A 23,069-nucleotide genomic window follows, 5' to 3' on the forward strand; every position below is an offset into this window, starting at 1 on the left:
GTCGTAGTCATGGTGTTTGCACGGGAACTGGGTGCGATCAGGAACGGCCTGGGTCGCGCGCTGTTCGGCTTGGTCGCCGGCCCCGAAGGACCGGACAACCGGGCCCGTATCCACGGGACGCCGGGACCGCGGTGGTTCGCCGAGGACCGCCCGATCCGCCGTGTTCATGGCGACGCCTCGATGTTCGTCGGCGGATTGCGGGCACTGCTCCTGCAGTCGCTGCATCCGCTGGCGATGGCCGGGGTGGCCGAGCACTCCGACTACCGGGGCGATCCGTGGGGGCGCCTCCAGCGCACCAGCACATTCCTCGCCGTGACGACGTTCGGACCGGCTGCCGACGCGCAGCGCGCCGTCGACAAGGTTCGCGGCATCCACCGCCGCGTCAACGGGGTGGCGCCCGACGGAACACCGTACGACGCGTCGGATCCGCACCTGCTCGAATGGGTGCACATCGCCGAGATCGACAGCTTCCTGAGGGCACATCAGCTCTACGGCGCGCAACCTCTGGACCAGACCGGCCGTGACGAATACATCGCCGATACCGCCCGCGTCGCGGAAGCGCTCGGCGTGCAGAACCCGCCGCGCACCGAGCTCGAGCTCCGGGAGCGCATCGAGGCGTACAGACCGGAGCTGCGTAGCACGGCGGCGGCACGCGACGCCGCACGCTTCTTGTTGTTGACGCCGCCGTTGCCCCTGCCGGCCCGCGCTCCCTACGGTGCGCTGGCCGCCACGTCCGTGGCGACGCTGCCGCAATGGGCGCGAAAGCCGCTGTGGCTGCCGTACTTTCCATCGCTCGACGCCACCGTGGCGAGGATGTCCGGGCGGATGATGGTCGGCGGCATTCGGTGGGTGCTGGCGGCCGCTCACGACGACGAGCGCGCGACGACTTCCTAGATCAGCGCGGCCGCAAGAGCAGCGCCGAGCCGCCGGCCGGACAACCATGCCGATTCCACCCTCGGTGCGCCCGACGGGCACCATGCGTCCCCACAGATCCCCAGCGGACGGCCCGAAGTCACCAAGCCGAACTCGGCGTCCCCATGGGTGCCTGCGGGCTTGGCGAAGGTCCAGCGGTGCGCGTGTGTCCACGCCGGTTCTTCGGTGATGCCCGTGACGCGACGCAGTGCCGAAAGCACGGGCGCCACAGCGTCATCCGGGTGGTCCAGGTGCATCCGCGCCCGCGCCGCCGTGGTGTGCGCGACGAGCACTGCCGCGCCGTCCCCACGTCGGGCTCCGTCGTCGGCGACGAAGGATAGGTCCGGGTGGTCGTTGACGAATACGGCGTCGGCGAACGACCAGATGCGCTCGGCCCAGCCGATCGCCACGGAGATGACCGGTTCGTAGTCCACCCACTCGCACGCGTCGGGCGCCAGGCGCGCGGCCTGCGGGTCGGGCATCGCCAGCGCCACGGCGTCGTGGCTGAGATCATCCAGGGAATCAACTGTCGACTCCAAGCGGACGACGTCTTCGGGCAGCAGATCGCGAACGAGTGATCGCAACCCGGCCGGCGCCGCGAAGCGGATCGGCCCTGCGGTGACGTCCCGGACGTCCGGTGACATCACGTCGAACGTGTCCGTCCAGGGGCGCGCGAGTCCTCGGGAGACCCATCCGTCGGCGACGGTGGAGAAGGCCGGGTCTTTGGCGGTGAAGTATGCGGCCCCCATGTCGACGCGACGTCCGTGCAACGTCGGCGAGGCCATGCGGCCACCCGGGGCACGGCCACGCTCGAACATCTCGACCGAGATGCCGCGCTCTCGCAACGCCTGCGCACATGCCGCGCCGGACAGACCCGCACCGATGACCGCTACGCGTGGTGTTGCCATGCCCGCGAGGGTAGCGGCGCACGAAGATGTCTCCACAAAACGAACACTTCCAGCGAATGTGCATTCGGAGATGTCAAGGTTGCCTAACGTTCCGGACCGTGAACAAACTGACGTTGGCGATAATTTTGGTGGGTGCCGGACTTGCGGTTGCACCGTTGTCCCAGGCCGAAGAGTGCGACTCCAAATACTCCGGTGCCTGCGTGCCGACCGACAGCGACGTCGACTGCGCCGGCGGCAGCGGAAACGGTCCGTCGTATGTCCAGGGACCGGTGACCGTGGTCGGCAACGACATCTACGATCTCGATCGCGACGGTAACGGGGTGGCCTGCGAGTCCTAGCTATGACTGCGGCGACGCCGGTGCCCCCAGCCGGACTCCAACCGACGCTCAGGAGTCGTGAGCAGTTTCCTCGGCTCTGAAGGCGCTGTGGTCGAGGTCAACCCGCATTCGTCAGCAGTAAGGCTGCCTCGTTGTAGGGAAACGCTTGGTAGAGCAGCCGGGAACGCGGTAGGACGAGGGCCGCCGCCTCGGCCTTGCTCATCACGCGCGGGTTGGCGAGCGGGACAGCCCGTCCACGCTTGCGCAGCACCGTCGACCCGCCCGCCAGCACGTTCTTCACCCAGTCCGTCTGTGGGCCGTAGCCGATGAGGATGGCATAGCCATCATGAGTCTTGAATACCATAAGGGGCGTTCGATATCGCTTGCCCGACTTCCGCCCGGCGTGCTCGAGCGTCCCGAGGTTCGGAAGCCACGGTGTGATCGCGCGTGCCGCCGGATTGGTGACTCGCTTGTTGAACTCTGCAATTCGGCGAGGCACGCGCATTCTCGGAGTGTAGGTATTCGTCGAAGCTCCGTCACCGCCTCGGGTGCGGTGACAGGGAGCTGCCAATGACAGCAACCACTAGAGACTCGAGCCGCAACAGGCCCCTGGCTACAAGAACTCGCGTGCCCCCAGTCGGACTCGAACCGACACTTTGCAGATTTTAAGTCTGCTGCCTCTGCCAATTGGGCTATGGGGGCTGCTCCGGAATCAGAGACTAGTTGCCCGCCATCGAGGCGCCCGCGCCAGCCGTCCGATACCGCGGCACGGCCCGGCGCCATGAAGCTAGTTCGGCGGCGCTGGTGGTGGTGGTTCGTATGGTGTGTACCACCACCATTGCGCGCGTTCCCCGGTCGGGCCTGTGCACGGTGGCACGTCGGGCGGGGGTTTGGTGGGTGGTCGGGCCAGGGATCGGTTGGTGAGGGGTTCGCCGTCACTGTCGGTGACGGTGAGTTGTTCTGCTGGTCCGGTGAGGGTGATGCCGCCTTTGTGGTGCATGCGGTGGTGGAACGGGCACAGTAGGACCAGGTTGGATAGCTCGGTGGGCCCGCCGTTCTCCCAGTGCACCAGGTGATGGGCGTGCAGGCCGCGGGTGGCGCCGCAACCGGCGACGACGCAGGTCTGGTCGCGGTGCTCCAGGGCGCGGCGCAGCCGGCGGCTGATCGTTCTGGTCGCCCGGCCCACCCCGATGGGTCGGCCGTGGCGTTCGAACCACACCTCACACGTGGCATCACAGAGCAGATATCGCCGGTCTTCTGCTGTCAGCGCAGGCCCCAGATGCAGCGCGGCGACGGGCTTTTCGACATCGACATGGACTACGACGGTGGTGTGCTGGCCGTGCGGGCGCCGCTGCGCTTCGGTGTCCCAGCCGGCCTCGATGAGGCTCATGAACGCATCCACCCCGTCCGGGAACGGCGGTGCCTGCTCGGACACCGTGGTTTCAGCCCCGCTGTCGCGGGCCCAGCCGTCCTCGGGGTCGATGGAGTCCTGGGCGTCGTGGTCGCGTTTCCAGTCCGCGACCAACGCATCGCGGTGGGACTGCAGGCCGGCCTCGAACTTCGCGGCCTCCACCTTGGGGAGCCGGATCCGGTAGGTGGTGTAATCGTCCTGCTCGATGCGGCTGAAGGAGCGTTTGGGTTCGGGCTTGGACTCGGGTCCGGGGCGGGGTTCCTGTTTGACCGCGGTACGCAACTGGGTCACGGTGGCGTACTGCACCAGATGTGCGTAATGCTCATCGCAGCCCTGGCCGCCGTGTTCGGCGATCACCCCGAGCTGATCCAGCGACACCCGTCCCTCCCGCAACCCCGCGACGCAGCGCTCAAGCTCGTCGATGCGGTGGGCGATGGCGACCATGGTGTCGGCGTTACGCGGTGAGACACCGGTCTTCCAGGCCACCAACGCCTGCAGGGAACGACACCCCGTGGCACCCCACAGGGCGTTGCCGTCGGCGGCGCCTCTGCCGTCGATCTCGGCGATGATCTCCACCAACCGACCATCGAGGGCGTTGCGCTGCCCGATCAGCTCACCCATCTCCTCGAACAACACCTCGATACGCCGCACCGGAGGCACGTGATCGGCGTAAGCGGTTGCGGGAGGCGGCATACCACGATTCTAGAAGAGGGGTACGACAAGTTCTGGCGACAGTCGCGACCAGCGCAGCACCGACCGAAGACGTCAGAAAGGCGACCGGAACCGTCAAGATTGCGTAGAGAACGACGCAGTCCACCCGATCACGGCGCACCGTGGAACGATGACCCACACCCCTGAAGGCGACAGCGTGCTGCGGCGGCTGTGGCACCGAGTCCTCGATGGCGATACCCCTTGGGGCTCAATGTCCGTCCGCCCACAACGCTGGGGCGCCACCTCATACCGGATCGTCATCTACCCACCCGGTATCACCAGAGAGGAGTGCCGCCGGGTGCGGGTATGGCGCGGCTTTCCGGAATGGGGTGTGTTGCTGTGGTTGTCCGCGGCCGCCACCCTGTCCGGGCTCACCGACCCGGGCACTGCCGCCGCGATTGCCACAACCGCGGCGTTGTCCGCCGGAGCTACCTCATTCGCTCGGGCAAAGACCCTCCGCAAGCAGGTGCGCTCCGCGGAAGTGACACTGCCGTATCCGAATTCTGACGTCGACATGCTCGTCCGCGCCCGCCTGATTGAGAGCATCGGCACCACCATGACCGACGCCGACAACCGGCTCCGTGACGGGAAACTGTCCCCCAGCGATCACGAAGCCATGTGGTGGCGGGCTTATGACCAACTCGAACGCGAGACCGTCATCCCGCCTGTCGGACGCTACGGAGTCATCAGATGATCGACCTGTTGGCCGCCCTCATCCTGCTCTGTGCACCGGCCGCCGCCCTGTACGCCATCCGCTGCGCCATCCAGCGACAGTTCCGCCGCGAGCGCGACGGAGATGCCCTCAGCTCGTCGGCGGCTCATAAGGCACCTCGGGGTGCTCACGAGCCCAATCTCGTTGCTGCTCGGCCACCTTGCGATGGGTGCGGGCCAGCCAGGCCAGCCCACCCGCGATCAGCAGCACTGCCACCACCACGCCCACCACGCCGGCGGTGACCGAACTGTTGGCGAACGAAAACAGCCCGATGACGAGTGCCAGCACACCCAGGCCGACGGCTATCAGTCCCGGCGAATTCTTGCCGGCCTTCATCGTCTCGCCGGCGTGCTGACGGGTGGTACGGGCGTGATCGACGGGATCTCCGGAATGGTCGGGCATGTCAGCCTTCCTATTTCGCTATTCGTACGCCGGGTACTGGGACTGCTTCAGTGACCGCGCCAGATGGACCGCATTGCGCGCCGCGGCCGCAGTGGTCGACGCCACCTGCGAGGGCACCTCGTCGAGATCGTTGTAGTCGACCGACTCCATCGCGCGGCCGTTCCAGTAGGTGCTGCCCTGCGCCGGAATGCTGTAACCGACGTCGTTGAGGGCCTGGAACACATCGGCGATCACCTTGTGCGCGCCGTCCTCGTTGCCGACCACGCTGACGATCGCCACCTTGCCGGCCATCGCGGGGCGGCCTCGCTCGTCGGTGTTGGACAGCTCGGCGTCCAACCTTTCCAGCACACGCTGGGTCACCGACGACGGATGCCCCAGCCAGGTCGGGGTACTCAGCACGAGGATGTCGGCTGCCAGCACCTTCTCCCGGATCGACGGCCACTGATCGCTGTCGCCCATATCCGCTTCGACGCCGGGAGCGATGTGAAAGTCCACACAACGCACCGATTCGCATTCGGCACCTTCGCTTCGCAGCGTTTCGAACAGATGCTCGGCGATCAGTTCACTGCTGGACGGGGCCGGGCTCGGCTTGAGGCTGCAGACCAGGGCGAGGGCACGAATCTCGGTCATGGTGTACGTGGTACCCGGCTCGCCGCGGACCCAATCACGGTCGTTTCGCCGAAGCTGAGCCCGGGTACGCGGTACGGAGCGCGGCACCACAGCCCCAGGGCCGGCGCTACAGCCCAAAAAACCACTGCAGCAAGGAGATCACCATGACTGCACCAACCATCAATTCGACCGGCGATGTCGTCGACTACCTGCGAACGCAGCACGAAACCATCAGGGCGCTGTTCCAGGAAACCCTCGATGCGTCGGACGCCGAGACCCGTGACGAAGCGTTCACCCGTCTTCGCACCATGCTGGCCGTGCACGAAACCGCCGAAGAGATGGTGGTGCACCCGCGTGTCCGCCGCAAGGTCGGCGACGGCGCGCAGATCGTCGATGACCGGCTGGCCGAGGAGCACGACGCCAAGGTCATGTTGCGCGACATCGAGGATCTGCCACGGGACAGCGCGGAGTTCACCAAGGCGTTGATCCACCTGCAGGCCGCCGTGCTCAAGCACGCCGAGGCCGAGGAAGAGCTCGAATTCACCGCCCTGGAAGCCGAATTGGACAAGGACGAACTCGCCAAGCTCACCGAAGCCGTCGAGATCGCAGAACGCATCGCACCGACGCACCCGCACCCCGGCGTCGAATCGGCCGCAGCCAACTTTGCGGCCGGACCCTTTGCGTCCGTCCTGGATCGGGCCCGGGACGCACTCAGCGGAGCCTTCGCCTCCACACGTTCCTGACTACGGCCGACAGAACCCCGAGACCCGCACGGTCTCGGGGTTATGGCATGTTCACCCGCTCCGACCCGCCGACACCGACGGCGCGAAGGTCACCGACGGCCGGGGTAGCCGCCACCGCGCACAACCCTCGTCGATCGCGTCGTCGACCGCGGCCGCGATCGCCTTCAACTCGGCCTTGTCGCCCTCCATCCAGACCGCCATCGGACCGCCGGTCAGGCTGATCCGGGTCAGCGCCGAGCCGTCGGCGCGCAGTTCTGCGATCCGGCCCAGCAGCCGCTCGGCGGCCGCACCCCAGTCCAGCGGCCCCGAAGCCTGGACATCGCAGTGCAATCCGATCACCGCCAGACAGCCTTGCCCCGGCACAGCGGGGCATTCGCCGTCGACGTGTACGTAGGTGTCGTGATGTGCGCAGGCCATCAGGACGTCGATGTGCTGTTCGCACGACACCACGAACCGGTTCACACCCAGATCCAGCGCGCACACGATGGGCTCAGCGGTCCCGCCGCAGCGCAGCACCACCTGCCCGGGGCGCACTCCGCACTGTCCCGTCAGGTCGAGTTCGTCACCGTCGCCGGCGTACACCGTCACACCGTGCGCCCGCACCCATGCCGCCACCGACGGATCATTGAGCACTGTTGCGGGCAACCCACATCCGGCAAGGGGTAGCAGCCGCCTGATGGCCCGCATCGACACGGGCAGGCGGTGCCGCGCAGGCGTCGCGGGCATGTCGATATCTGTCATCAAACCGGTCTACGCGCACCTGCTGCGCAGTCCCTGTGCAGTTGCGCATACCCCGCACAGACACGGCCGGTGCACAGAGACCGTAAAGATGCCTCCCGCCGGCGTAAAGGAACCGTCAACGCCCAGGTCAAACCCCGATCCACGGGCATACGTTGGCGTCCGCAGCCACCACTTCCGGAGGCTGCGTCAACGAGCGCAGGAGTGCTGATTCCATCGTGACAACTGCCCTGTCCACCGTCCTCTACCTCGTGCTGACGGTGGCGATCTTCGCCCTGCTCGGCCTGGTGCAGCGATTGGTCGAACGGCTGTGAACTACGCCAACGCCATCGGCCTGGTGCTGGCGATCGCCATCGCCCTGTTCCTGGTCGCCGCCCTGCTCTTCCCCGAGAGGTTCTAGTGAGTACGACAACCGCGGGAATCGTCTTTCTCGCAACACTGGTGCTCGCCCTGGCGGTGACACACGCACCAATCGGCGACTACATGTACCGGGTCTACAACGGCGACAAACATTCTCGGGTGGAGCGCGGCATCTACCGCCTGATCGGCGCCGACCCCAAGGCCGAACAGACCTGGGGCGCCTACGCGCGCAGCGTGCTCGCCTTCTCCGCCGTCAGCGTCGTGTTCCTGTTCATTCTCCAACTCCTGCAGGGCACCTTGCCGCTGCACCTGAACGATCCCGGCACCGAGATGACACCGGCGCTGGCCTGGAACACCGCCGTCAGCTTCGTGACGAACACCAACTGGCAGGCCTACTCCGGGGAATCCACCCAGGGGCACCTGGTCCAGATGGCCGGCCTGGCGGTGCAGAACTTCGTGTCCGCGGCCGTCGGCATGGCGGTGGCCATCGCGTTCGTGCGTGGACTGGTCCGGCGCAGTACCGGCGACCTCGGTAACTTCTGGGTCGACTTGGTGCGCGGCAGCCTGCGAATCCTGTTGCCAATCTCGATCATCGGCGCCATCGTGCTGATCGCCGGTGGTGTCATCCAGAACTTCACCGTGCACGACCAGGTGATCAACACCCTCGCGGGCGGCCAGCAGACCATCCCCGGTGGCCCGGTGGCCAGCCAGGAGGCCATCAAGGAACTCGGCACCAACGGCGGCGGCTTCTACAACGCAAACTCAGCGCATCCGTTCGAGAACCCGACCACCTGGACGAACTGGATCGAAAACCTGTTGCTCCTGCTGATCCCGTTCGCGCTCCCGCGCACCTTCGGGCGGATGGTCGGCAGCAAGAAGCAGGGTTACGCGATCGTCGCCGCCATGGGAACCATCGCCACCCTGAGCGTCAGCCTGCTGATGCTGTTCCAGCTGCAGGCGCACGGCACGGTACCCACCGCGGTCGGCTCCGCGATGGAAGGCGTCGAACAACGCTTCGGTGTCGCCAACTCGGCGGTCTTCGCCGCATCGACGACGCTCACCTCCACCGGTGCGGTGAACTCGTTCCACGACTCGTACACCAGCCTCGGCGGCATGATCACGATGTTCAACATGCAGCTCGGTGAGATCGCGCCAGGTGGCGTCGGTTCCGGTCTCTACGGCATGTTGATCCTGGCCATCATCACCGTCTTCATCGCCGGTCTGATGGTCGGCCGGACACCGGAATACCTCGGCAAGAAGATCACCCCACGTGAGATCAAGTTCGCCGCAGCGTATTTCCTCGTCACACCGCTGCTGGTGCTGACCGGCACCGCGCTGGCCATGGCCACACCCGGGCAGCGCGACGGCATGCTCAACACCGGACCGCACGGGCTGTCGGAGGTGTTGTACGCCTTCACCTCGGCATCCAACAACAACGGCTCCGCCTTCGCCGGACTGTCGGTCAACACCGAGTGGTACAACACCGCGCTCGGTATGGCCATGGTGTTCGGCCGGTTCCTGCCCATCATCCTGGTGCTGGCCTTGGCCGGATCGTTTGCCGCCCAGGCCAGAACGCCCGATTCGGCCGGCACGCTGCCCACTCACCGCCCGCAGTTCGTCGGGCTGCTCGTCGGCGTCACGATGATCCTGGTCGCCCTGACCTTCCTGCCCATGCTCGCCCTCGGGCCCCTCGCTGAAGGAATTCACTGATGTCCATTGCCACTGTCGATTCACCGGCATCCCCGCACACCAAGACCACCAGGAGCACCGTGCAAGGCGGGCTGCTGGACCCGAAGATGCTGTGGAGGTCGCTTCCGGACGCGCTGCGCAAGCTCGACCCGCGCACACTGTGGCGCAACCCGGTCATGTTCATCGTCGAGATCGGCGCGGCCTGGAGCACCGTGCTGGCGCTGACCGATCCCAGCTGGTTCGCCTGGCTGATCGTCGGATGGCTTTGGCTGACCGTCGTTTTCGCCAATCTGGCCGAAGCGGTGGCCGAGGGCCGTGGCAAGGCACAGGCCGACAGTCTGCGCAAGGCTAAGACCGACACCCTGGCGCGGCGGCTCACCGCTTCCGGCGCCGAGGAAGAGGTGGCCGCACCCTTGCTCCAGCAGGGTGACGTCGTGGTGGTCGAGGTCGGGCAGACCATTCCCGGCGACGGTGACGTCATCGAGGGCATCGCCTCGGTGGACGAGTCGGCGATCACCGGCGAATCCGCCCCCGTCGTGCGCGAATCCGGCGGCGACCGGTCCGCGGTGACCGGCGGCACCACCGTGCTCAGCGACCGCATCGTCGTGAAGATCACCCAGAAGCCTGGTGAGAGCTTCATCGACCGGATGATCGGCCTCGTCGAGGGTGCGAGCCGGCAGAAGACCCCCAACGAGATCGCGCTGAACATCCTGCTGGCCTCGCTGAGCATCATCTTCGTCTTCGCCGTCGCCACGTTGCAGCCGCTGGCCATCTTCTCCAAGGCCAACAATCCCGGCGTCCCGGATTCGTTGTCGCTCACCGGTGACGGCATCACCGGCATCGTGATGGTCGCCCTGCTGGTCTGCCTGATCCCGACCACCATCGGCGCGCTGCTCTCCGCGATCGGCATCGCGGGTATGGACCGGTTGGTGCAACGCAACGTGCTGGCCATGTCCGGGCGTGCGGTCGAGGCCGCCGGCGACGTCAACACCCTGCTGCTCGACAAGACCGGCACCATCACCCTGGGCAACCGGCAGGCGGCGGCCTTCCTGCCGCTGTCCGGCGTCACCCCCGAAGCGCTGGCCGACGCCGCCCAGTTGTCCAGCCTGGCCGACGAGACTCCCGAGGGCCGATCCATCGTGGTGTTCGCCAAACAGGAGTTCGGATTGCGCGCCCGCACCCCCGGCGAACTCGACCACGCCTACTGGGTCGAATTCAGCGCCACCACAAGGATGTCCGGTGTCGACATCGCCGGACACAAACTACGCAAGGGCGCGTCCGGCTCGGTGGCAGAGTGGATCCGCGCCGAGGGCGGCACCGTGCCGGAAGAACTCGGCGAGATCGTCGAAGCCGTCTCCATAGCCGGCGGTACACCCCTGGCTGTCGGCGAGGTTCGGGACGGCACCGCGTCGGTGCTGGGCGTCATCCACCTCAAGGACGTGGTCAAGCAGGGCATGCGGGAACGCTTCGACGAGATGCGCCGCATGGGGATTCGCACCGTGATGATCACCGGCGACAACCCGATGACCGCCAAGGCGATCGCCGACGAGGCCGGTGTGGACGACTTCCTGGCCGAGGCCACCCCCGAGGACAAGATGGCGCTCATCAAGAAGGAGCAGGCCGGCGGCAAACTCGTCGCGATGACCGGCGACGGCACCAACGACGCACCCGCACTGGCGCAGGCCGATGTGGGGGTGGCCATGAACACCGGGACGTCGGCGGCCAAAGAGGCAGGCAACATGGTGGATCTGGATTCCGACCCCACCAAGCTGATCGAGATCGTGGAGATCGGTAAGCAACTGCTGATCACCCGCGGCGCACTGACCACGTTCTCGATCGCCAACGACATCGCGAAGTACTTCGCCATCATCCCGGCGTTGTTCGTCGCCCTGTTCCCCGGCCTGGACCTGCTGAACCTGATGCGGCTGCACAGCCCGCAGTCGGCGATCCTGTCCGCGGTGATCTTCAACGCACTGGTCATCATCGCGTTGATCCCGTTGTCGCTCAAGGGTGTCCGCTACACGCCGGCCAGTGCGTCGAAATTGTTGAGCCGCAACCTCTACATCTACGGCCTCGGCGGCATCATCGCACCGTTCATCGGCATCAAACTGATCGACCTGATCGTCCAACTCTTCCCGGGAATGTGACATGAACTTCGCCAATACCCTCCGCCAGCACACCGCCGCGCTGCGCGCGCTGCTGGTGCTCACCCTGATCCTCGGCATCGCCTACCCGGTGTTCATCTGGCTGCTGGCCCAGCTGCCCGGCCTCAAGGACAAGGCCGACGGGTCGCTCATCGAACTCAAAGGAGCGCCGGTGGGCAGCACCCTGATCGGGCAGCTCTACACCGACGCCGACGGCAACCCACTGCCGCAGTACTTCCAGTCCCGTCCGTCGGCGGCCGGCGACGGCTACGACCCGATGTCGACCAGCGCATCTAACCTCGGTCCGGAGGACATCGTCGACACCGCCGATCGCACCAGCCTGCTGACCGATGTATGCAGCCGCAGCCTGGCCGCCGGTGAACTCGAGGGCGTCAGCGGGGCCCGGCCGTTCTGCACCGATTCCGGCGTGGGCGCCGTGCTGTCGGTGCTGGGCACCCGCGACGTCCGCGGCATCGTGACCGACCCGGCCCGGGTCATCAGCGTCAACGAACTCTGCCCCGCGACACCGTTCATCGCCACCTACGAAGGGGTGGCCGTGGAATGCGCCGAACCGGGCGCGAACTACGCGACCGGCCAGATCGTCCCGATCCACGGTGACGTCGCCGTGCCGGCGGTGCCCGCCGACGCCGTCACGGCCAGCGGCAGCGGCCTGGACCCGCACATCTCGCCGGAGTACGCGGCCCTGCAGGTGAACCGGGTTGCGGCGGCCCGCGGGGTCAGTCCCGAACGGGTGCGTGCCCTGGTCGCCGAGTACACCGACGGCCGTGCGCTGGGCTTCATGGGCGAACCACGGGTCAACGTGTTGCAGCTCAACCTCGCACTCGACGGGGCCGGTGAGTAGCTTGCGGATCAGCGCGATGAATTCGGGTGGATGATGGGCAGGTGACCGACCGACCGAAACGCGGGGAGCTGCGCATCTACCTGGGCGCGGCTCCCGGCGTCGGCAAGACCTTCGCCATGCTCGGCGAGGCGCACCGCCGGCTGGAACGCGGCACCGACCTGGTGGCCGCGGTGGTCGAAACGCACGGCCGCGCGAAGACCGCCGAACTCCTGGACGGCATCGAGATCGTCCCGCCGCGGTACATCGAGTACCGCGGCACCAGGTTCCCCGAACTCGACGTCGACGCGGTGCTGGCCCGGCGCCCAGAGGTCGTGCTGGTCGACGAACTGGCGCACACCAACACCCCGGGCAGCGCGAACGCGAAGCGCTGGCAGGACATCGAGCAGCTGCTGGCCGCGGGCATCACGGTGATCACCACCGTCAACGTCCAGCACCTGGAGAGCCTCAACGACGTGGTCGCGCAGATCACCGGAGTCGAGCAGCAGGAGAAGGTGCCCGATGAAGTGGTGCGCGCCGCCGACCAGGTCGAACTGGTCGACATCACGCCGGAGGCATTGCGGCGCAGACTCTCCCACGGCAACGTGTACTCCCCCGAGCGCATCGATGCGGCACTGTCGAACTACTTCCGGCGCGGGAACCTGACCGCGCTGCGCGAACTGGCGTTGTTGTGGCTGGCTGATCAGGTCGATGCCGCGTTGGCAAAGTACCGCTCCGACAACCAGATCACCGCGACCTGGGAGGCCCGCGAGCGCGTCGTCGTCGCGGTCACCGGGGGCCGGGAATCCGAGACCCTGGTGCGCCGCGCCTCGCGGATCGCCTCGAAATCCAGTGCGGAACTGATGATCGTGCACGTCGTGCGCGGCGATGGGCTGGCCGGTGTCTCGGCACCGATGATGGGCAACGTGCGCGACCTCGCCGCCAGTCTCGGTGCGACGCTGCACACCGTCGTCGGTGACAACGTGCCGGCCGCGCTGCTCGAGTTCGCCCGCGATATGAACGCCACCCAACTCGTGGTCGGCACCTCACGCAGGTCCCGGTGGGCGCGCATCTTCGACGAGGGCATCGGCGCGACCGTGGTACAGAACTCGTCGAGCATCGATGTGCACATGGTCACCCACGACGAGGCTGGTCGCGGATCGGTGCGGCGGACCCCCAAACCGTGGCAACGCTCGGCACTTTCGTGGCTGGCCGCGGTACTGGTGCCGACGGCGCTGTGCGCGCTGACCGTGCTGCTGCTCGACCCGTACCTGGGCCTCAGCGGTGAGAGCGCCCTGTTCTTCATCGGCGTGCTCGCGGTTGCGTTGCTCGGTGGTGTGGCGCCGGCAGCGCTGTCGGCGGTGCTGTCGGGCCTCCTGCTCAACTATTTTTTGGCCGAACCGCGGCACACCTTCACCATCTCCGAACCGGACAGCGCAATCACCATCGCCGTGCTGGGCATGATCGCCGTCGCCGTCGCCGCCCTGGTCGACGGCGCGGCCAAGCGCGCCCGCGAGGCACGGCGCGCCTCCCAGGAGGCCGAACTGCTGGCACACTTCGCGGGTTCGGTGCTGCGCGGCGCCGACCCGGCCGCCCTGCTGGAACGGGTGCGAGAGGTGTATTCCCAGGGCTCGGTCAGCCTGCTGCGCGAACGCGCCGGGGAGGCCGAAGTGGTCGCGTGTGCCGGCGCGGACCCGTGCGCGAGCGTCGACACCGCCGACACCGCCATCGAAGCCGGCGATGACGAGTTCTGGTTGCTCCTTTCCGGCCGCCGGTTGGCCGCCCGCGACCGCCGGGTCCTCGGCGCCGTCGCCAGGCAGGCCGCCGGGCTGGTGCGGCAACGCGAGCTGATCGAAGAGGCCGGCCGGGCCGAGGCGATCGCGCGCGCCGACGAACTGCGCCGTTCGCTGCTCTCGGCGGTCAGCCATGATCTGCGTACCCCGCTGGCCGCGGCCAAGGCCGCGGTGTCCAGCCTGCGCAGCGAGGACGTCGGCTTCTCCGCGGAGGACACCGCCGAACTGCTGGCCACCGTGGAGGAATCGGTCGACCAGTTGACCGCGCTGGTGGGCAATCTGCTGGACTCGTCGCGGTTGGCCGCCGGCGTGGTCCGGCCGGAGTTGCGCCGGGTGTATCTGGAGGAGGCGGTTCAGCGGGCGTTGCTGGGAATCAGCAGGCGGACAACCGAGTTGGTGGACAGAGTGAAGGTCGAGGTCGGCGACGCGGTGGCGCTGGCCGACGCCGGACTACTGGAGCGGGTGCTGGTGAACATCATCGACAATGCGCTGCGCTACGCGCCCGCCAGTCTGGTGCGGGTCAATGCCGGACGGGTGGGCGAGCGGGTGCTGATCAACATCGTCGACGAGGGCCCGGGTATCCCGCGCGGCGCCGAGGAGCAGCTGTTCGCGCCGTTCCAGCGCCTCGGCGATCAGGACAACACCACCGGCGTCGGGCTCGGTCTGTCGGTGGCAGGGGGCTTCGTCACCGCCATGGGCGGGACCATCGCGGCCAATGACACCCCCGGCGGCGGGCTGACCGTCGTCATCGATCTGGCGGCACCGGACCGGGGCGAGCGAAGCGACGGGGAGATGAGTTCGGGCGAGCGAAGCGACGGGGAGCTGACACAGTGACCAGGGTGCTGGTGATCGACGACGAACCGCAGATCCTGCGGGCACTGCGGATCAACCTGTCGGTGCGCGGTTACGAGGTGACCACGGCGGCCACCGGCGCCGACGCGCTGCGGGCGGCCGCCGACCACCGCCCCGATGTGGTCATCCTGGACCTCGGTCTGCCCGACATCTCCGGCATCGAGGTGCTCGCCGGGCTGCGCGGCTGGCTGACCGTGCCGGTGATCGTGCTTTCGGCGCGCACCGATTCCTCGGACAAGGTGGAGGCACTCGACGCCGGCGCCGACGACTACGTCACCAAACCGTTCGGCATGGACGAGTTCCTGGCCCGGTTGCGGGCGGCGGTGCGGCGCGCCAGCAGCACCACCGAGGACGACCAGCCCGTCATCGAAACTTCGTCTTTCACTGTCGATCTGGCCGCCAAGAAGGTCACCAAGAGCGGTGTCGAGGTGCATCTGACCCCCACCGAGTGGGGCATGCTGGAGATGCTGGTGCGCCACCGCGGCAAGCTCGTCGGCCGCGAGGAACTGCTCAAGGAGGTGTGGGGGCCCTCCTACGCCAAGGAGACCCACTATCTGCGGGTGTACCTGGCTCAGCTGCGGCGCAAGCTCGAGGTCGACCCGTCGCACCCCAAGCATCTGATCACCGAAGCCGGGATGGGATACCGCTTCCAGGAGTAACCGCACGAGGGATGATGGTCAGGTGAGCATCCTCGGCCGAAAACGCGCAGACCTGCGCATCTACCTGGGCGCGGCTCCCGGTGTGGGTAAGACCTATTCGATGCTCGGGGAGGCGCACCGCAGGATGGAGCGCGGCACCGATGTCGTTGCCGCGGTGATCGAGACGCACGCCCGCCGCAAGACCGCCCAGCAGCTCGCGGGCATCGAGGTCATCCCGCCGACATACATCGAGCACCAGGGCACCCGGTATCCCGAACTCGACGTCGACGCGGTGCTGGCCCGGCGGCCGCAGGTCGTGCTCGTCGACGATCTCGCCCATGCGAACACGCCGGGCAGCCGCAACGCCCATCGCTGGCAGGACGTGGAGCTCTTCCTCGACGCGGGCATCACGGTGATCACCACCGTCAACGTCCAGCACCTGGAGAGCCTCAACGACGTGGTCAGCCATATCACCGGCACCGCACAGGCCGAACGCGTGCCCGACGAGTTCGTCCGCGCCGCCGACCAGATCGAACTGGTCGACATCACCCCGGAAGCGTTGCGGCGCAGGATGGCTCACGGCAACGTCTATCCGCCCGAGCAGGCCGCCGCGGCGATGGAGGACTACTTCCGGCCCGGCAACTTGACCGCGCTGCGACAGCTGGCGCTGCTGTGGCTGGCCGATCAGGTCGACACCGCGCTGGCAAAGTACCGCACCGACAAGAACATCACCGACACCTGGGAGGCTCGCGAACGTGTGGTGGTCGCGGTGTCCGGCGGACCCGAGTCCGAGACCCTGGTGCGGCGCGCCTCGCGGATCGCGTCCCGGTCCGGCGCGGACCTCAAGGTGGTGCACGTCATCCAGGGCGATGGGTTGATCGCCATCTCTCCGCAACAGAAGAAGGTCGTGCGCGAGCTCGCGGCCAGCCTCGGCGCGACGATGCACACCGTCGTCGGCGAGGACGTCGCCGCCACCCTGCTCGATTTCGCGCGCAGCAACAACGCCACCCAGGTGGTGCTCGGCACCTCCCGCCGGTCACGGTGGGCGCGCATGTTCGACGAAGGCATCGGCGCGCAGGTCATTCAGCAGTCCGGCAATGTCGACGTGCACATGGTCACCCACCCCGAGGCGCATACCGGGATCTCGTGGTCCCGGCAGTCGACGGTGCGGCGGCGTGTCCTGTCATGGCTTGTCGCACTGGTCATTCCGGGGGTGACATGTGCGGTGACGACATGGTTACCGGCCGGCGCGCTGGGCATCGGCGGTCAGAGTGCGCTGTTCTTCACCGGGGTGCTGCTGGTGGCGCTGCTCGCCGGGCTGGGTCCGGCCGCCCTGTGCGCGCTGCTCTCGGGCCTGCTGCTCACCTACTTCCTGGTGAGTCCGGTGCACAGCTTCACCGTCTACGACTCCGACAGCGTCGTCACGGTGCTGGTGCTGCTGCTGGTCGCGGTGGCGGTGGCAGCGCTGGTGGACCGGGCGGCCCGCCGCGCGGCCGAGGCACGCCGCGCCTCGCAGGAAGCCGAACTGCTGGCCCTGTTCGCCGATTCCGCGTTGCGGGACGCCGATCTGACCCTGCTGCTCGACCGGCTCCGGGAGACCTATACCCAACGCGCGGTGAGCATCGTGGCCGCCGAAGGCAGTCTGATGGCCTCCGTCGGCCCGGATCCGTGCGCCGACGTGGACGCCGCCGACACCGCCATCGAGGTCGGTGATCACGAGTTCTGGATGCTGATGTCGGGACGGACGCTGACGGCGCGGGACCGCCGCGTACTCAGCGCGGTCGCCGAACAGGCGGTGGCCATGCTCAAACAGCGTCATTGACTCAGTCGGCGTAGGTGGCGGCGAAGGTGCCCGGCGTCATCCCGGTGACCCGTCGGAAGTCACGGCTCAGGTGGGCCTCGTCGGCGTAACCCAAATCGGCGGCAACCGCCGCGATCGTCGTCGCCCCGCTGCGCAGCCGCCACGTCGCATCCTGGATTCGGCGGCGGCGCACCAGCCACTTCGGGGTCAGCCCCACCCGGTGCCTGGTGAGCCGCTGCAGCGACCGCTCGCCGATGGCGAAATGCGCGCAGACATCGGCGACGCGAGTCACGTCCGGATTGTCCTCCACATAGGCGACCACGTCGTTGATCAGCAGGCCCTGCTCATCGACCGGTAAATAACCGCGCAGGAAGTCGTGGTAGCGGTCGACCGCGGCGGATTGCGCCTGGGCCGCAAGGGGATCGACCGTCATGATCGCCCGGATCTGCGCGGCCAGGGACCCGCCCGCCGGTCCGAACAGATCCGCCAACTCGATATGGCTGTCGGTCCACCGCGAGACCTCCCCGCCGGTGAGCAGGGCCCCGGCGGCAGGCTCGAACATGACCCCGGCAGCCCATCCGTCACCGCTCAGCGGGGTGCCGGCCAATCCCGACGCCGGGCCGTAGAAGCGTGCGTAATCGCCGGTGACGACCAGCAGGCACACCGGGTACTGCAGCACCCGCTGGGTGAAGACCTCCCCGGCCGGCACCTGCCACACGGGCATCCAGAACCGCCGGACCAGCCCGGCGAATTCGGGGCTGGTGGCCGGTCGCGACATGTGGATGGCGGCACGGTGTGCAGGGTCGAGCAGGTGGGCGGGCTCGGCGGCGACGGAGTTGTCGGGTTTGTCCAATTCGCCCACCGTCTCGCTGCCTATCGTCGGCTCATGACCGATTCGAGTGTCGCAGAGACCTATGACGAACTGGCCGAGGGCATGGCCGCGGTGATCGCGACCCTGCGCGCCGAACACTGGGACAAGCCCAGCCCGTGTGACGGCTGGACGGCGCGCGATGTGCTCGCCCACCTGATCGACACCGAACGCGACTATGTGACCGGGCACGGCCTGGCGCTGCCGGCGCGGCCCGAGTTGGATGATCCGTGCGCAGCCTGGTCCGCGCATGCCGACGCCATGCGGGAACTGCTCGCCGACCCGGAGGTCCCCGCGCGTGCCTTCGACGGTCATTTCGGGCCGACCACCATCGGCGACGCACTGCTGCAGTTCTACGGATTCGACCTGATCGCGCACCGGTGGGACCTCGCCGCGGTCACCGAGACGCCCTACCGCTTCACCGAACCGGAGCTCGACAGCCTGGAGCAGAGCATCGCCGGCTGGGGTGAGGCGCTCTACATGGATGGCATCTGTAAGCGCGCCGAAACCGGCGGCGGCACCGACCGGCAGACCCGGGTGCTGGCCGCCCTCGGGCGCACCGGCTGAAACTTCTCCGTGGTTGCAACCGCGTTGCAACGTGACGCAGATTACGGTTTGCCCTATGTCCGGCTATCGCGAACTTTTCGACGCCAGTATCACCGACCCGTCGGCGTTCTGGGCCGACGCCGCCAAGGGCGTCACCTGGACCAAGGAACCCACGCGGGTGCTCGACGACAGCAACCCGCCGTTCTACCGCTGGTTCCCCGACGGCGAGCTCAACACCTGCGCCAACGCGCTCGACCGGCACATCGCCGAGCGCGGTGACCAGGCCGCGCTCATCTATGACTCCCCCGTCACCGGCAGCAAGCGCGTCTACACCTACCGCGAACTGCTGGACCAGACCGCCCGGTTCGCCGGCGTGCTGCAGGGGCTCGGCGTCGCCAAGGGCGACCGCGTCGTCATCTACATGCCGATGGTGCCCGAAGCCGTCATCGCCATGCTCGCCTGCGCACGGCTCGGGGCGGTGCACTCGGTGGTGTTCGGCGGGTTCGCCGGCCACGAGCTGGCCACCCGCATCGACGACGCCCGCCCCACGGTGGTGGTCTCGGCGTCCTGCGGTATCGAACCGACCCGCACCGTCGAATACAAGCCGATGCTCGACACCGCGCTGCGGCTGGCCGAGCACTCCACGCCCAAGTGCGTGATCCTGCAGCGCGAACAGCATCCGTGCGAGCTCGTGGAGGGCCGCGATGTGGACTGGGCGCAGGCGATGGCCGCCGTGCAACCGGTCGCGCCGGTGCCGGTGGCCGCCACTGACCCGCTCTACGTGCTGTACACCTCGGGCACCACCGGCAAACCCAAGGGCATCGTCCGCGACAACGGGGGGCACGCGGTCGCGCTGCTGTGGACCATGCGCCACCTCTATGACATCGAGCCCGGCGAAGTGTTCTGGGCCGCTTCAGATGTCGGCTGGGTGGTCGGGCACTCCTACATCGTGTACGCGCCGCTGCTGCTGGGCGCGACGACCGTCATCTACGAGGGCAAGCCGGTCGGCACCCCGGATGCCGGCGCGTTCTGGCGGGTCGCCGCCGAGCACAACGTCAAGGCATTGTTCACCGCGCCGACCGCGATCCGGGCCATCAAGAAAGAGGATCCCGACGCCAAGCTGCTGGCCGACTACGACCTTTCGAATCTGAAGTACCTGTTCCAGGCCGGCGAGCGGCTGGACCCCGGCACCTACGCATGGGCTTCGGAGAAGCTCGGCATCCCGATCATCGATCACTGGTGGCAGACCGAGACCGGCTGGGCGATCGCCGCCGACCCGATGGGCGTGGAGAAGCTACCGGTCAAACCCGGCTCGGCAACGGTGCCGATGCCCGGCTACGACGTCCGGGTGCTGCGCCTCGACGGCTCGGAATGCGAACCGGGCGAAGAGGGTTCGATCTGCATCAAGCTGCCGCTGCCCCCGGGCACGCTGCCCACGCTCTGGGGTGAGGACGATCGGTACGTGTCCTCGTATCTGACGGCATTCAAGGGCTATTACCTGACCGGGGACGGCGGGCACATCGATGACGACGGCTACCTCTTCGTGGTCGGGCGCACCGACGATGTCATCAACGTGGCCGGGCACCGGATGTCCACCGGATCCATCGAGGCGGTGCTGGCCGGCCACCCGGCGGTCGCCGAGTGCGCGGTCATCGGGGTGGCCGACGAACTCAAGGGGCAGGTGCCGCGCGGGCTGGTGGTACTCAAGTCCGGCTTCTCCCCCGACGGGGTGGCCGCTGAGCTGATCGACGCGGTGCGCAACGACATCGGCGCCGTCGCGAGCTTCAAGTTGGTGGATGTGGTTGCCGCCCTGCCCAAGACGCGATCCGGAAAGATCCTGCGCAAGACCATGCGCGGTATCGCCGACGGCCGTGACGAACCGGTGCCGTCCACCATCGAGGACCCGTCGGTGCTGGAGGCGCTCAAGGAGACCCTGCACCCGTCCTGATGGAAGTCGCCGAAACTGTATTCCAGACGGCACAGTGCGAGTGCACACCTTCTGGAATACAGTTTCGGCGCCGGGGCTAGAAGGTGATGCGCAGCTTCTCCCAGCCGCGCACCGTCGACGTCGGCGCCAACTGAGCGGTGTCATAGTCGATCTCCCAATCGGGGAACCGGTTGAGCAGTTCGTCGAGCGCGACCCGGCCCTCCAGGCGGGCCAGGTTCGCCCCCAGGCAGTAGTGCAGACCCTTGCCGAAGGTGAGGTGGCTGATGTTGTCACGGTGGATGTCGAACCGGTCCGGTAGCCGGTAGCGGCGCGGGTCGCGGTTGGCCGCGCCGAACAGCAGCAGCATCGCGCTGCCCGCCGGCACGGTCTGGCCGTAGGCCTCGAAATCGCGTGCCACCCAGCGCGCGACGTGCGGCCCGGTGGGCTCGAAGCGCAGCGTCTCATCCACCACCCTGTTCAGCAGCGAGCGGTCATCGCGCACCGCGCGGCGCTGCTCGGGATGCTCGGCGAGCACCTTGGCCAGCCACCCGATGAGCCGGCCGGTGGTCTCGTTGCCCGCGCCGGCGACCACCTGGGTGTAGTGCAGCACCTCCTTGCGGGTCAGCTTGCGGGTCACCCCCGACTGGTCCTCGAACTCGACGTTCAGCAGGGCGGTCATCAGATCGTCGGACGGGTTCCGCGAGCGCCACTGCACGTAATCGGCGTAGATCCGCCCATCGGCGATCTTGTCCGCATCGCGTACCTTCATCGGGGCTCCGGGTTTGGTGCGCAGGTTCGCGTCGTTGGCGTCGCGGACCCCTATCTGCTCGGATTCCGGTATGCCCAGCAACATTCCGATGACCCGCATCGGCATCATGGCGGCCAGCTCGGCGATGATGTCGAATCCGCCGGAGCCGACCTGCGGGTCCAGGCAGCGCACGCAGAACTCGCGGATCTGATCCTCGATCGCGGCCATCCGGCGCGGGGTGAACACCCGTGACATCAGCGCCCGCAGCATCGAATGCACCGGCGGGTCCTCGAACATCATCACACCGCCGGGCATGTCGAAATCGGACTGCACCAGTTCCAGGATGTCACTTCGGCTGTTGGAGAACGTCTCCCAGTCCGAGAGTGCCTGCTCGACGTCGCTGTGCCGGGACAGCGCCCAGAATCGGTACTTCTCGTTGTAGTAGAGCGGCGCCTCGTCCCGCAGCGTGGCATAGGTGGGATAGGGGTCGTGCACGATCCCGACGTCATACGGGTCGTAGTAGACCGTCACTTCAGGCAGCTCCCGGCGTCCACCGGCAGGGTCACCCCGGTGACGTAGCGCGCCTCATCGGAGGCCAGGAACAGCACCGCGTTGCTGATGTCCTCGACCTCGACCCACGGGATGGGCAGCATGTGGAAGGTCCGGCAGATCGGCTCCAGGTCCGCCTGCCCCGGGTTCTCCAGGTCCGGGCGGAACATCCGGTAGGTCTTCTCGTTCATCAGCATCGGGCTGTTGACGTGGGTGGGGTGCACCGAGTTGACCCGGATCGAGTGCTGCCCCAGTTCGACGGCGAAGGACCGCATGAGGCCGACCACCCCGTGCTTGGCCGCCACGTAGTGGCCGGTGTGCGGGTAAGCCTTGGTGCCGGCCACCGAGGCGGTCAGGATGATGGATCCGCCGCGTCCACCGGCCAGCATGTGCGGCACACCGGCTTTGACCGATTTCCACACCCCGCTGAGGTTGACGTCGATCATCTCCTGCCAGAGGTCTTCGGACATCCGGTCGAGCTTGACTCCGGTGGTGCCGATCCCGGCGTTGGCCGCGATGATGTCGAGTCGCCCGAGTTGTTCCACGCCGCTGTCGACGGCGGCCTGCACGGCGGCGGCGTCGCGGACATCGACCTCGGCGGTGACGATGCGGCGTCCGAGGTTCTTCACCAGGTCCGCGGTTTCGGCGAGATCCTCGGCGGTGGCGCCCAGAGCAGGCGAGTTCTCGAAGGTCTGGCAGATGTCGATGGCGATGATGTCGGCGCCTTCTGCCGCCAACCGGACCGCGTGGCTGCGGCCCTGCCCGCGCGCCGCGCCGGTGATGAATGCGACCTTGCCTTCGACCCGACCAGCCATGACACCGTCCTCAGAAAAGTTTGGGCAGTCGCCCAACA

General features: G+C 67.6%; 22 protein-coding genes, 1 tRNA gene and 1 pseudogene. 14 read left to right on the forward strand and 10 right to left on the reverse strand.

From position 1 onward, the window contains the following. Nucleotides 1–9 precede the first annotated feature (9 nt). Entirely contained in the window at nucleotides 10–894 is an 885-nt protein-coding gene (locus tag ASE48_RS16625; RefSeq protein WP_200962182.1) for an oxygenase MpaB family protein, read from the forward strand. Here the strand turns inward: ASE48_RS16625 and ASE48_RS16630 are convergent. Continuing rightward, nucleotides 891–1,820, reverse strand: a complete 930-nt coding sequence (locus ASE48_RS16630; protein WP_057168219.1) for an NAD(P)/FAD-dependent oxidoreductase — start codon at nucleotides 1,818–1,820, stop codon at nucleotides 891–893. The two genes, ASE48_RS16625 and ASE48_RS16630, sit on opposite strands and share 4 nt — an antisense overlap. A gap of 98 nt (nucleotides 1,821–1,918) precedes the next feature. Here ASE48_RS16630 and ASE48_RS16635 point away from each other — a divergent pair, with 98 nt between their 5' ends. Beyond that, nucleotides 1,919–2,158 (forward strand): hypothetical protein, encoded by a 240-nt coding sequence (locus tag ASE48_RS16635; RefSeq protein ID WP_057168220.1) that lies wholly within the window; start codon nucleotides 1,919–1,921, stop codon nucleotides 2,156–2,158. A 97-nt stretch (nucleotides 2,159–2,255) separates the two neighbouring features. On the opposite strand, the gene ASE48_RS16640 is transcribed toward ASE48_RS16635, so the two are convergent. The 3 genes from ASE48_RS16640 to ASE48_RS16650 form a co-directional block, all read right to left on the reverse strand. Next, nucleotides 2,256–2,642 carry a nitroreductase family deazaflavin-dependent oxidoreductase gene (locus ASE48_RS16640; RefSeq protein WP_057168221.1) on the reverse strand — a complete coding sequence of 129 codons (387 nt, stop codon included), beginning with the start codon at nucleotides 2,640–2,642 and terminating at the stop codon, nucleotides 2,256–2,258. A gap of 123 nt (nucleotides 2,643–2,765) precedes the next feature. Continuing rightward, a tRNA-Leu gene (locus ASE48_RS16645) sits at nucleotides 2,766–2,839 on the reverse strand. Between the two features lie 85 nt (nucleotides 2,840–2,924). Then, nucleotides 2,925–4,241 (reverse strand): HNH endonuclease signature motif containing protein, encoded by a 1,317-nt coding sequence (locus ASE48_RS16650; protein WP_057168222.1) that lies wholly within the window; start codon nucleotides 4,239–4,241, stop codon nucleotides 2,925–2,927. Between the two features lie 148 nt (nucleotides 4,242–4,389). Here ASE48_RS16650 and ASE48_RS16655 point away from each other — a divergent pair, with 148 nt between their 5' ends. Then, a complete protein-coding gene (locus ASE48_RS16655; protein ID WP_156409245.1) occupies nucleotides 4,390–4,953 on the forward strand; it encodes a DUF6611 family protein in 564 nt (187 codons plus the stop codon). A gap of 108 nt (nucleotides 4,954–5,061) precedes the next feature. Here the strand turns inward: ASE48_RS16655 and ASE48_RS16660 are convergent, their stop codons facing one another. Both ASE48_RS16660 and ASE48_RS16665 read right to left on the reverse strand, forming a co-directional pair. Next, complete coding sequence (locus tag ASE48_RS16660) at nucleotides 5,062–5,373, reverse strand: DUF308 domain-containing protein (protein WP_057168224.1); 312 nt, start codon at nucleotides 5,371–5,373, stop codon at nucleotides 5,062–5,064. 18 nt (nucleotides 5,374–5,391) lie between these two features. Further along, nucleotides 5,392–6,003, reverse strand: a complete 612-nt coding sequence (locus ASE48_RS16665; protein ID WP_057168225.1) for a flavodoxin family protein — start codon at nucleotides 6,001–6,003, stop codon at nucleotides 5,392–5,394. A gap of 143 nt (nucleotides 6,004–6,146) precedes the next feature. Here ASE48_RS16665 and ASE48_RS16670 point away from each other — a divergent pair, with 143 nt between their 5' ends. Then, nucleotides 6,147–6,725 (forward strand): hemerythrin domain-containing protein, encoded by a 579-nt coding sequence (locus ASE48_RS16670; protein ID WP_057168226.1) that lies wholly within the window; start codon nucleotides 6,147–6,149, stop codon nucleotides 6,723–6,725. 51 nt (nucleotides 6,726–6,776) lie between these two features. Here ASE48_RS16670 and ASE48_RS16675 read toward each other — a convergent pair whose 3' ends face one another. Next, nucleotides 6,777–7,466, reverse strand: a complete 690-nt coding sequence (locus tag ASE48_RS16675; RefSeq protein ID WP_057168227.1) for a hypothetical protein — start codon at nucleotides 7,464–7,466, stop codon at nucleotides 6,777–6,779. 215 nt (nucleotides 7,467–7,681) lie between these two features. On the opposite strand from ASE48_RS16675, the gene ASE48_RS32230 reads away from it, so the two are divergent. From ASE48_RS32230 to ASE48_RS16710, 8 genes and pseudogenes are all read left to right on the forward strand, one after another. Beyond that, nucleotides 7,682–7,777: a potassium-transporting ATPase gene (locus ASE48_RS32230; protein WP_082614243.1), complete on the forward strand. Its 96-nt coding sequence runs from the start codon at nucleotides 7,682–7,684 to the stop codon at nucleotides 7,775–7,777. Further along, a complete protein-coding gene (locus tag ASE48_RS16680) occupies nucleotides 7,774–7,863 on the forward strand; it encodes a potassium-transporting ATPase subunit F (protein WP_149447175.1) in 90 nt (29 codons plus the stop codon). Before ASE48_RS32230 ends, ASE48_RS16680 begins: the two co-directional genes overlap by 4 nt. Next, on the forward strand, nucleotides 7,863–9,533 hold the full coding sequence (gene kdpA, locus ASE48_RS16685) for a potassium-transporting ATPase subunit KdpA (RefSeq protein WP_057168228.1): 1,671 nt from the start codon (nucleotides 7,863–7,865) through the stop codon (nucleotides 9,531–9,533). Before ASE48_RS16680 ends, kdpA begins: the two co-directional genes overlap by 1 nt. Further along, entirely contained in the window at nucleotides 9,533–11,659 is a 2,127-nt protein-coding gene (gene kdpB, locus ASE48_RS16690) for a potassium-transporting ATPase subunit KdpB (protein WP_057168229.1), read from the forward strand. Before kdpA ends, kdpB begins: the two co-directional genes overlap by 1 nt. A gap of 1 nt (nucleotide 11,660) precedes the next feature. Next, nucleotides 11,661–12,518: a potassium-transporting ATPase subunit C gene (locus ASE48_RS16695; RefSeq protein WP_057168230.1), complete on the forward strand. Its 858-nt coding sequence runs from the start codon at nucleotides 11,661–11,663 to the stop codon at nucleotides 12,516–12,518. Nucleotides 12,519–12,559: 41 nt separating this feature from the next. Continuing rightward, on the forward strand, nucleotides 12,560–15,121 hold the full coding sequence (locus ASE48_RS16700; RefSeq protein WP_442928728.1) for a DUF4118 domain-containing protein: 2,562 nt from the start codon (nucleotides 12,560–12,562) through the stop codon (nucleotides 15,119–15,121). Continuing rightward, nucleotides 15,118–15,798 (forward strand): response regulator, encoded by a 681-nt coding sequence (locus ASE48_RS16705; protein ID WP_057168232.1) that lies wholly within the window; start codon nucleotides 15,118–15,120, stop codon nucleotides 15,796–15,798. Before ASE48_RS16700 ends, ASE48_RS16705 begins: the two co-directional genes overlap by 4 nt. A gap of 22 nt (nucleotides 15,799–15,820) precedes the next feature. Next, nucleotides 15,821–17,593: pseudogene (locus tag ASE48_RS16710) on the forward strand (sensor protein KdpD); the annotation flags it as partial. Nucleotides 17,594–17,600: 7 nt separating this feature from the next. On the opposite strand, the gene ASE48_RS16715 reads toward ASE48_RS16710, so the two are convergent. Beyond that, nucleotides 17,601–18,440, reverse strand: coding sequence for a helix-turn-helix domain-containing protein (locus ASE48_RS16715; protein WP_057168233.1), 840 nt, complete (start codon nucleotides 18,438–18,440; stop codon nucleotides 17,601–17,603). Nucleotides 18,441–18,464: 24 nt separating this feature from the next. On the opposite strand from ASE48_RS16715, the gene ASE48_RS16720 reads away from it, so the two are divergent. Next, a complete protein-coding gene (locus ASE48_RS16720; RefSeq protein WP_057168234.1) occupies nucleotides 18,465–19,013 on the forward strand; it encodes a maleylpyruvate isomerase family mycothiol-dependent enzyme in 549 nt (182 codons plus the stop codon). Continuing rightward, on the forward strand, nucleotides 18,931–20,940 hold the full coding sequence (locus ASE48_RS16725) for a propionyl-CoA synthetase (RefSeq protein ID WP_082614246.1): 2,010 nt from the start codon (nucleotides 18,931–18,933) through the stop codon (nucleotides 20,938–20,940). The genes ASE48_RS16720 and ASE48_RS16725 overlap by 83 nt, the downstream gene beginning before the upstream one ends. A gap of 76 nt (nucleotides 20,941–21,016) precedes the next feature. On the opposite strand, the gene ASE48_RS16730 is transcribed toward ASE48_RS16725, so the two are convergent. Both ASE48_RS16730 and ASE48_RS16735 read right to left on the reverse strand, forming a co-directional pair. Further along, on the reverse strand, nucleotides 21,017–22,207 hold the full coding sequence (locus ASE48_RS16730; protein ID WP_057168236.1) for a cytochrome P450: 1,191 nt from the start codon (nucleotides 22,205–22,207) through the stop codon (nucleotides 21,017–21,019). Further along, nucleotides 22,195–23,031, reverse strand: a complete 837-nt coding sequence (locus tag ASE48_RS16735) for a mycofactocin-coupled SDR family oxidoreductase (protein WP_057168237.1) — start codon at nucleotides 23,029–23,031, stop codon at nucleotides 22,195–22,197. The genes ASE48_RS16730 and ASE48_RS16735 overlap by 13 nt, the downstream gene beginning before the upstream one ends. Between the last annotated feature and the right edge of the window lie 38 nt (nucleotides 23,032–23,069).

It is taken from the genome of Mycobacterium sp. Root265 (assembly GCF_001428895.1).
Taxonomy (GTDB): domain Bacteria; phylum Actinomycetota; class Actinomycetes; order Mycobacteriales; family Mycobacteriaceae; genus Mycobacterium.

Excerpts from the sequence above, each read along its gene's own strand:
- ASE48_RS16670 (WP_057168226.1), top strand. The coding sequence starts at position 6,147 with ATGACTGCACCAACCATCAATTCGACCGGCGATGTCGTCGACTACCTG.
- ASE48_RS16725 (WP_082614246.1), top strand. The coding sequence starts at position 18,931 with ATGGCATCTGTAAGCGCGCCGAAACCGGCGGCGGCACCGACCGGCAGA.
- ASE48_RS16640 (WP_057168221.1), bottom strand. The coding sequence starts at position 2,642 with ATGCGCGTGCCTCGCCGAATTGCAGAGTTCAACAAGCGAGTCACCAAT.
- ASE48_RS16660 (WP_057168224.1), bottom strand. The coding sequence starts at position 5,373 with ATGCCCGACCATTCCGGAGATCCCGTCGATCACGCCCGTACCACCCGT.
- ASE48_RS16695 (WP_057168230.1), top strand. The coding sequence starts at position 11,661 with ATGAACTTCGCCAATACCCTCCGCCAGCACACCGCCGCGCTGCGCGCG.
- ASE48_RS16720 (WP_057168234.1), top strand. The coding sequence starts at position 18,465 with ATGACCGATTCGAGTGTCGCAGAGACCTATGACGAACTGGCCGAGGGC.
- ASE48_RS16735 (WP_057168237.1), bottom strand. The coding sequence starts at position 23,031 with ATGGCTGGTCGGGTCGAAGGCAAGGTCGCATTCATCACCGGCGCGGCG.
- ASE48_RS16665 (WP_057168225.1), bottom strand. The coding sequence starts at position 6,003 with ATGACCGAGATTCGTGCCCTCGCCCTGGTCTGCAGCCTCAAGCCGAGC.
- ASE48_RS16675 (WP_057168227.1), bottom strand. The coding sequence starts at position 7,466 with ATGACAGATATCGACATGCCCGCGACGCCTGCGCGGCACCGCCTGCCC.
- ASE48_RS16655 (WP_156409245.1), top strand. The coding sequence starts at position 4,390 with ATGACCCACACCCCTGAAGGCGACAGCGTGCTGCGGCGGCTGTGGCAC.
- ASE48_RS16625 (WP_200962182.1), top strand. The coding sequence starts at position 10 with ATGGTGTTTGCACGGGAACTGGGTGCGATCAGGAACGGCCTGGGTCGC.
- kdpB (WP_057168229.1), top strand. The coding sequence starts at position 9,533 with ATGTCCATTGCCACTGTCGATTCACCGGCATCCCCGCACACCAAGACC.
- ASE48_RS16630 (WP_057168219.1), bottom strand. The coding sequence starts at position 1,820 with ATGGCAACACCACGCGTAGCGGTCATCGGTGCGGGTCTGTCCGGCGCG.
- ASE48_RS16650 (WP_057168222.1), bottom strand. The coding sequence starts at position 4,241 with ATGCCGCCTCCCGCAACCGCTTACGCCGATCACGTGCCTCCGGTGCGG.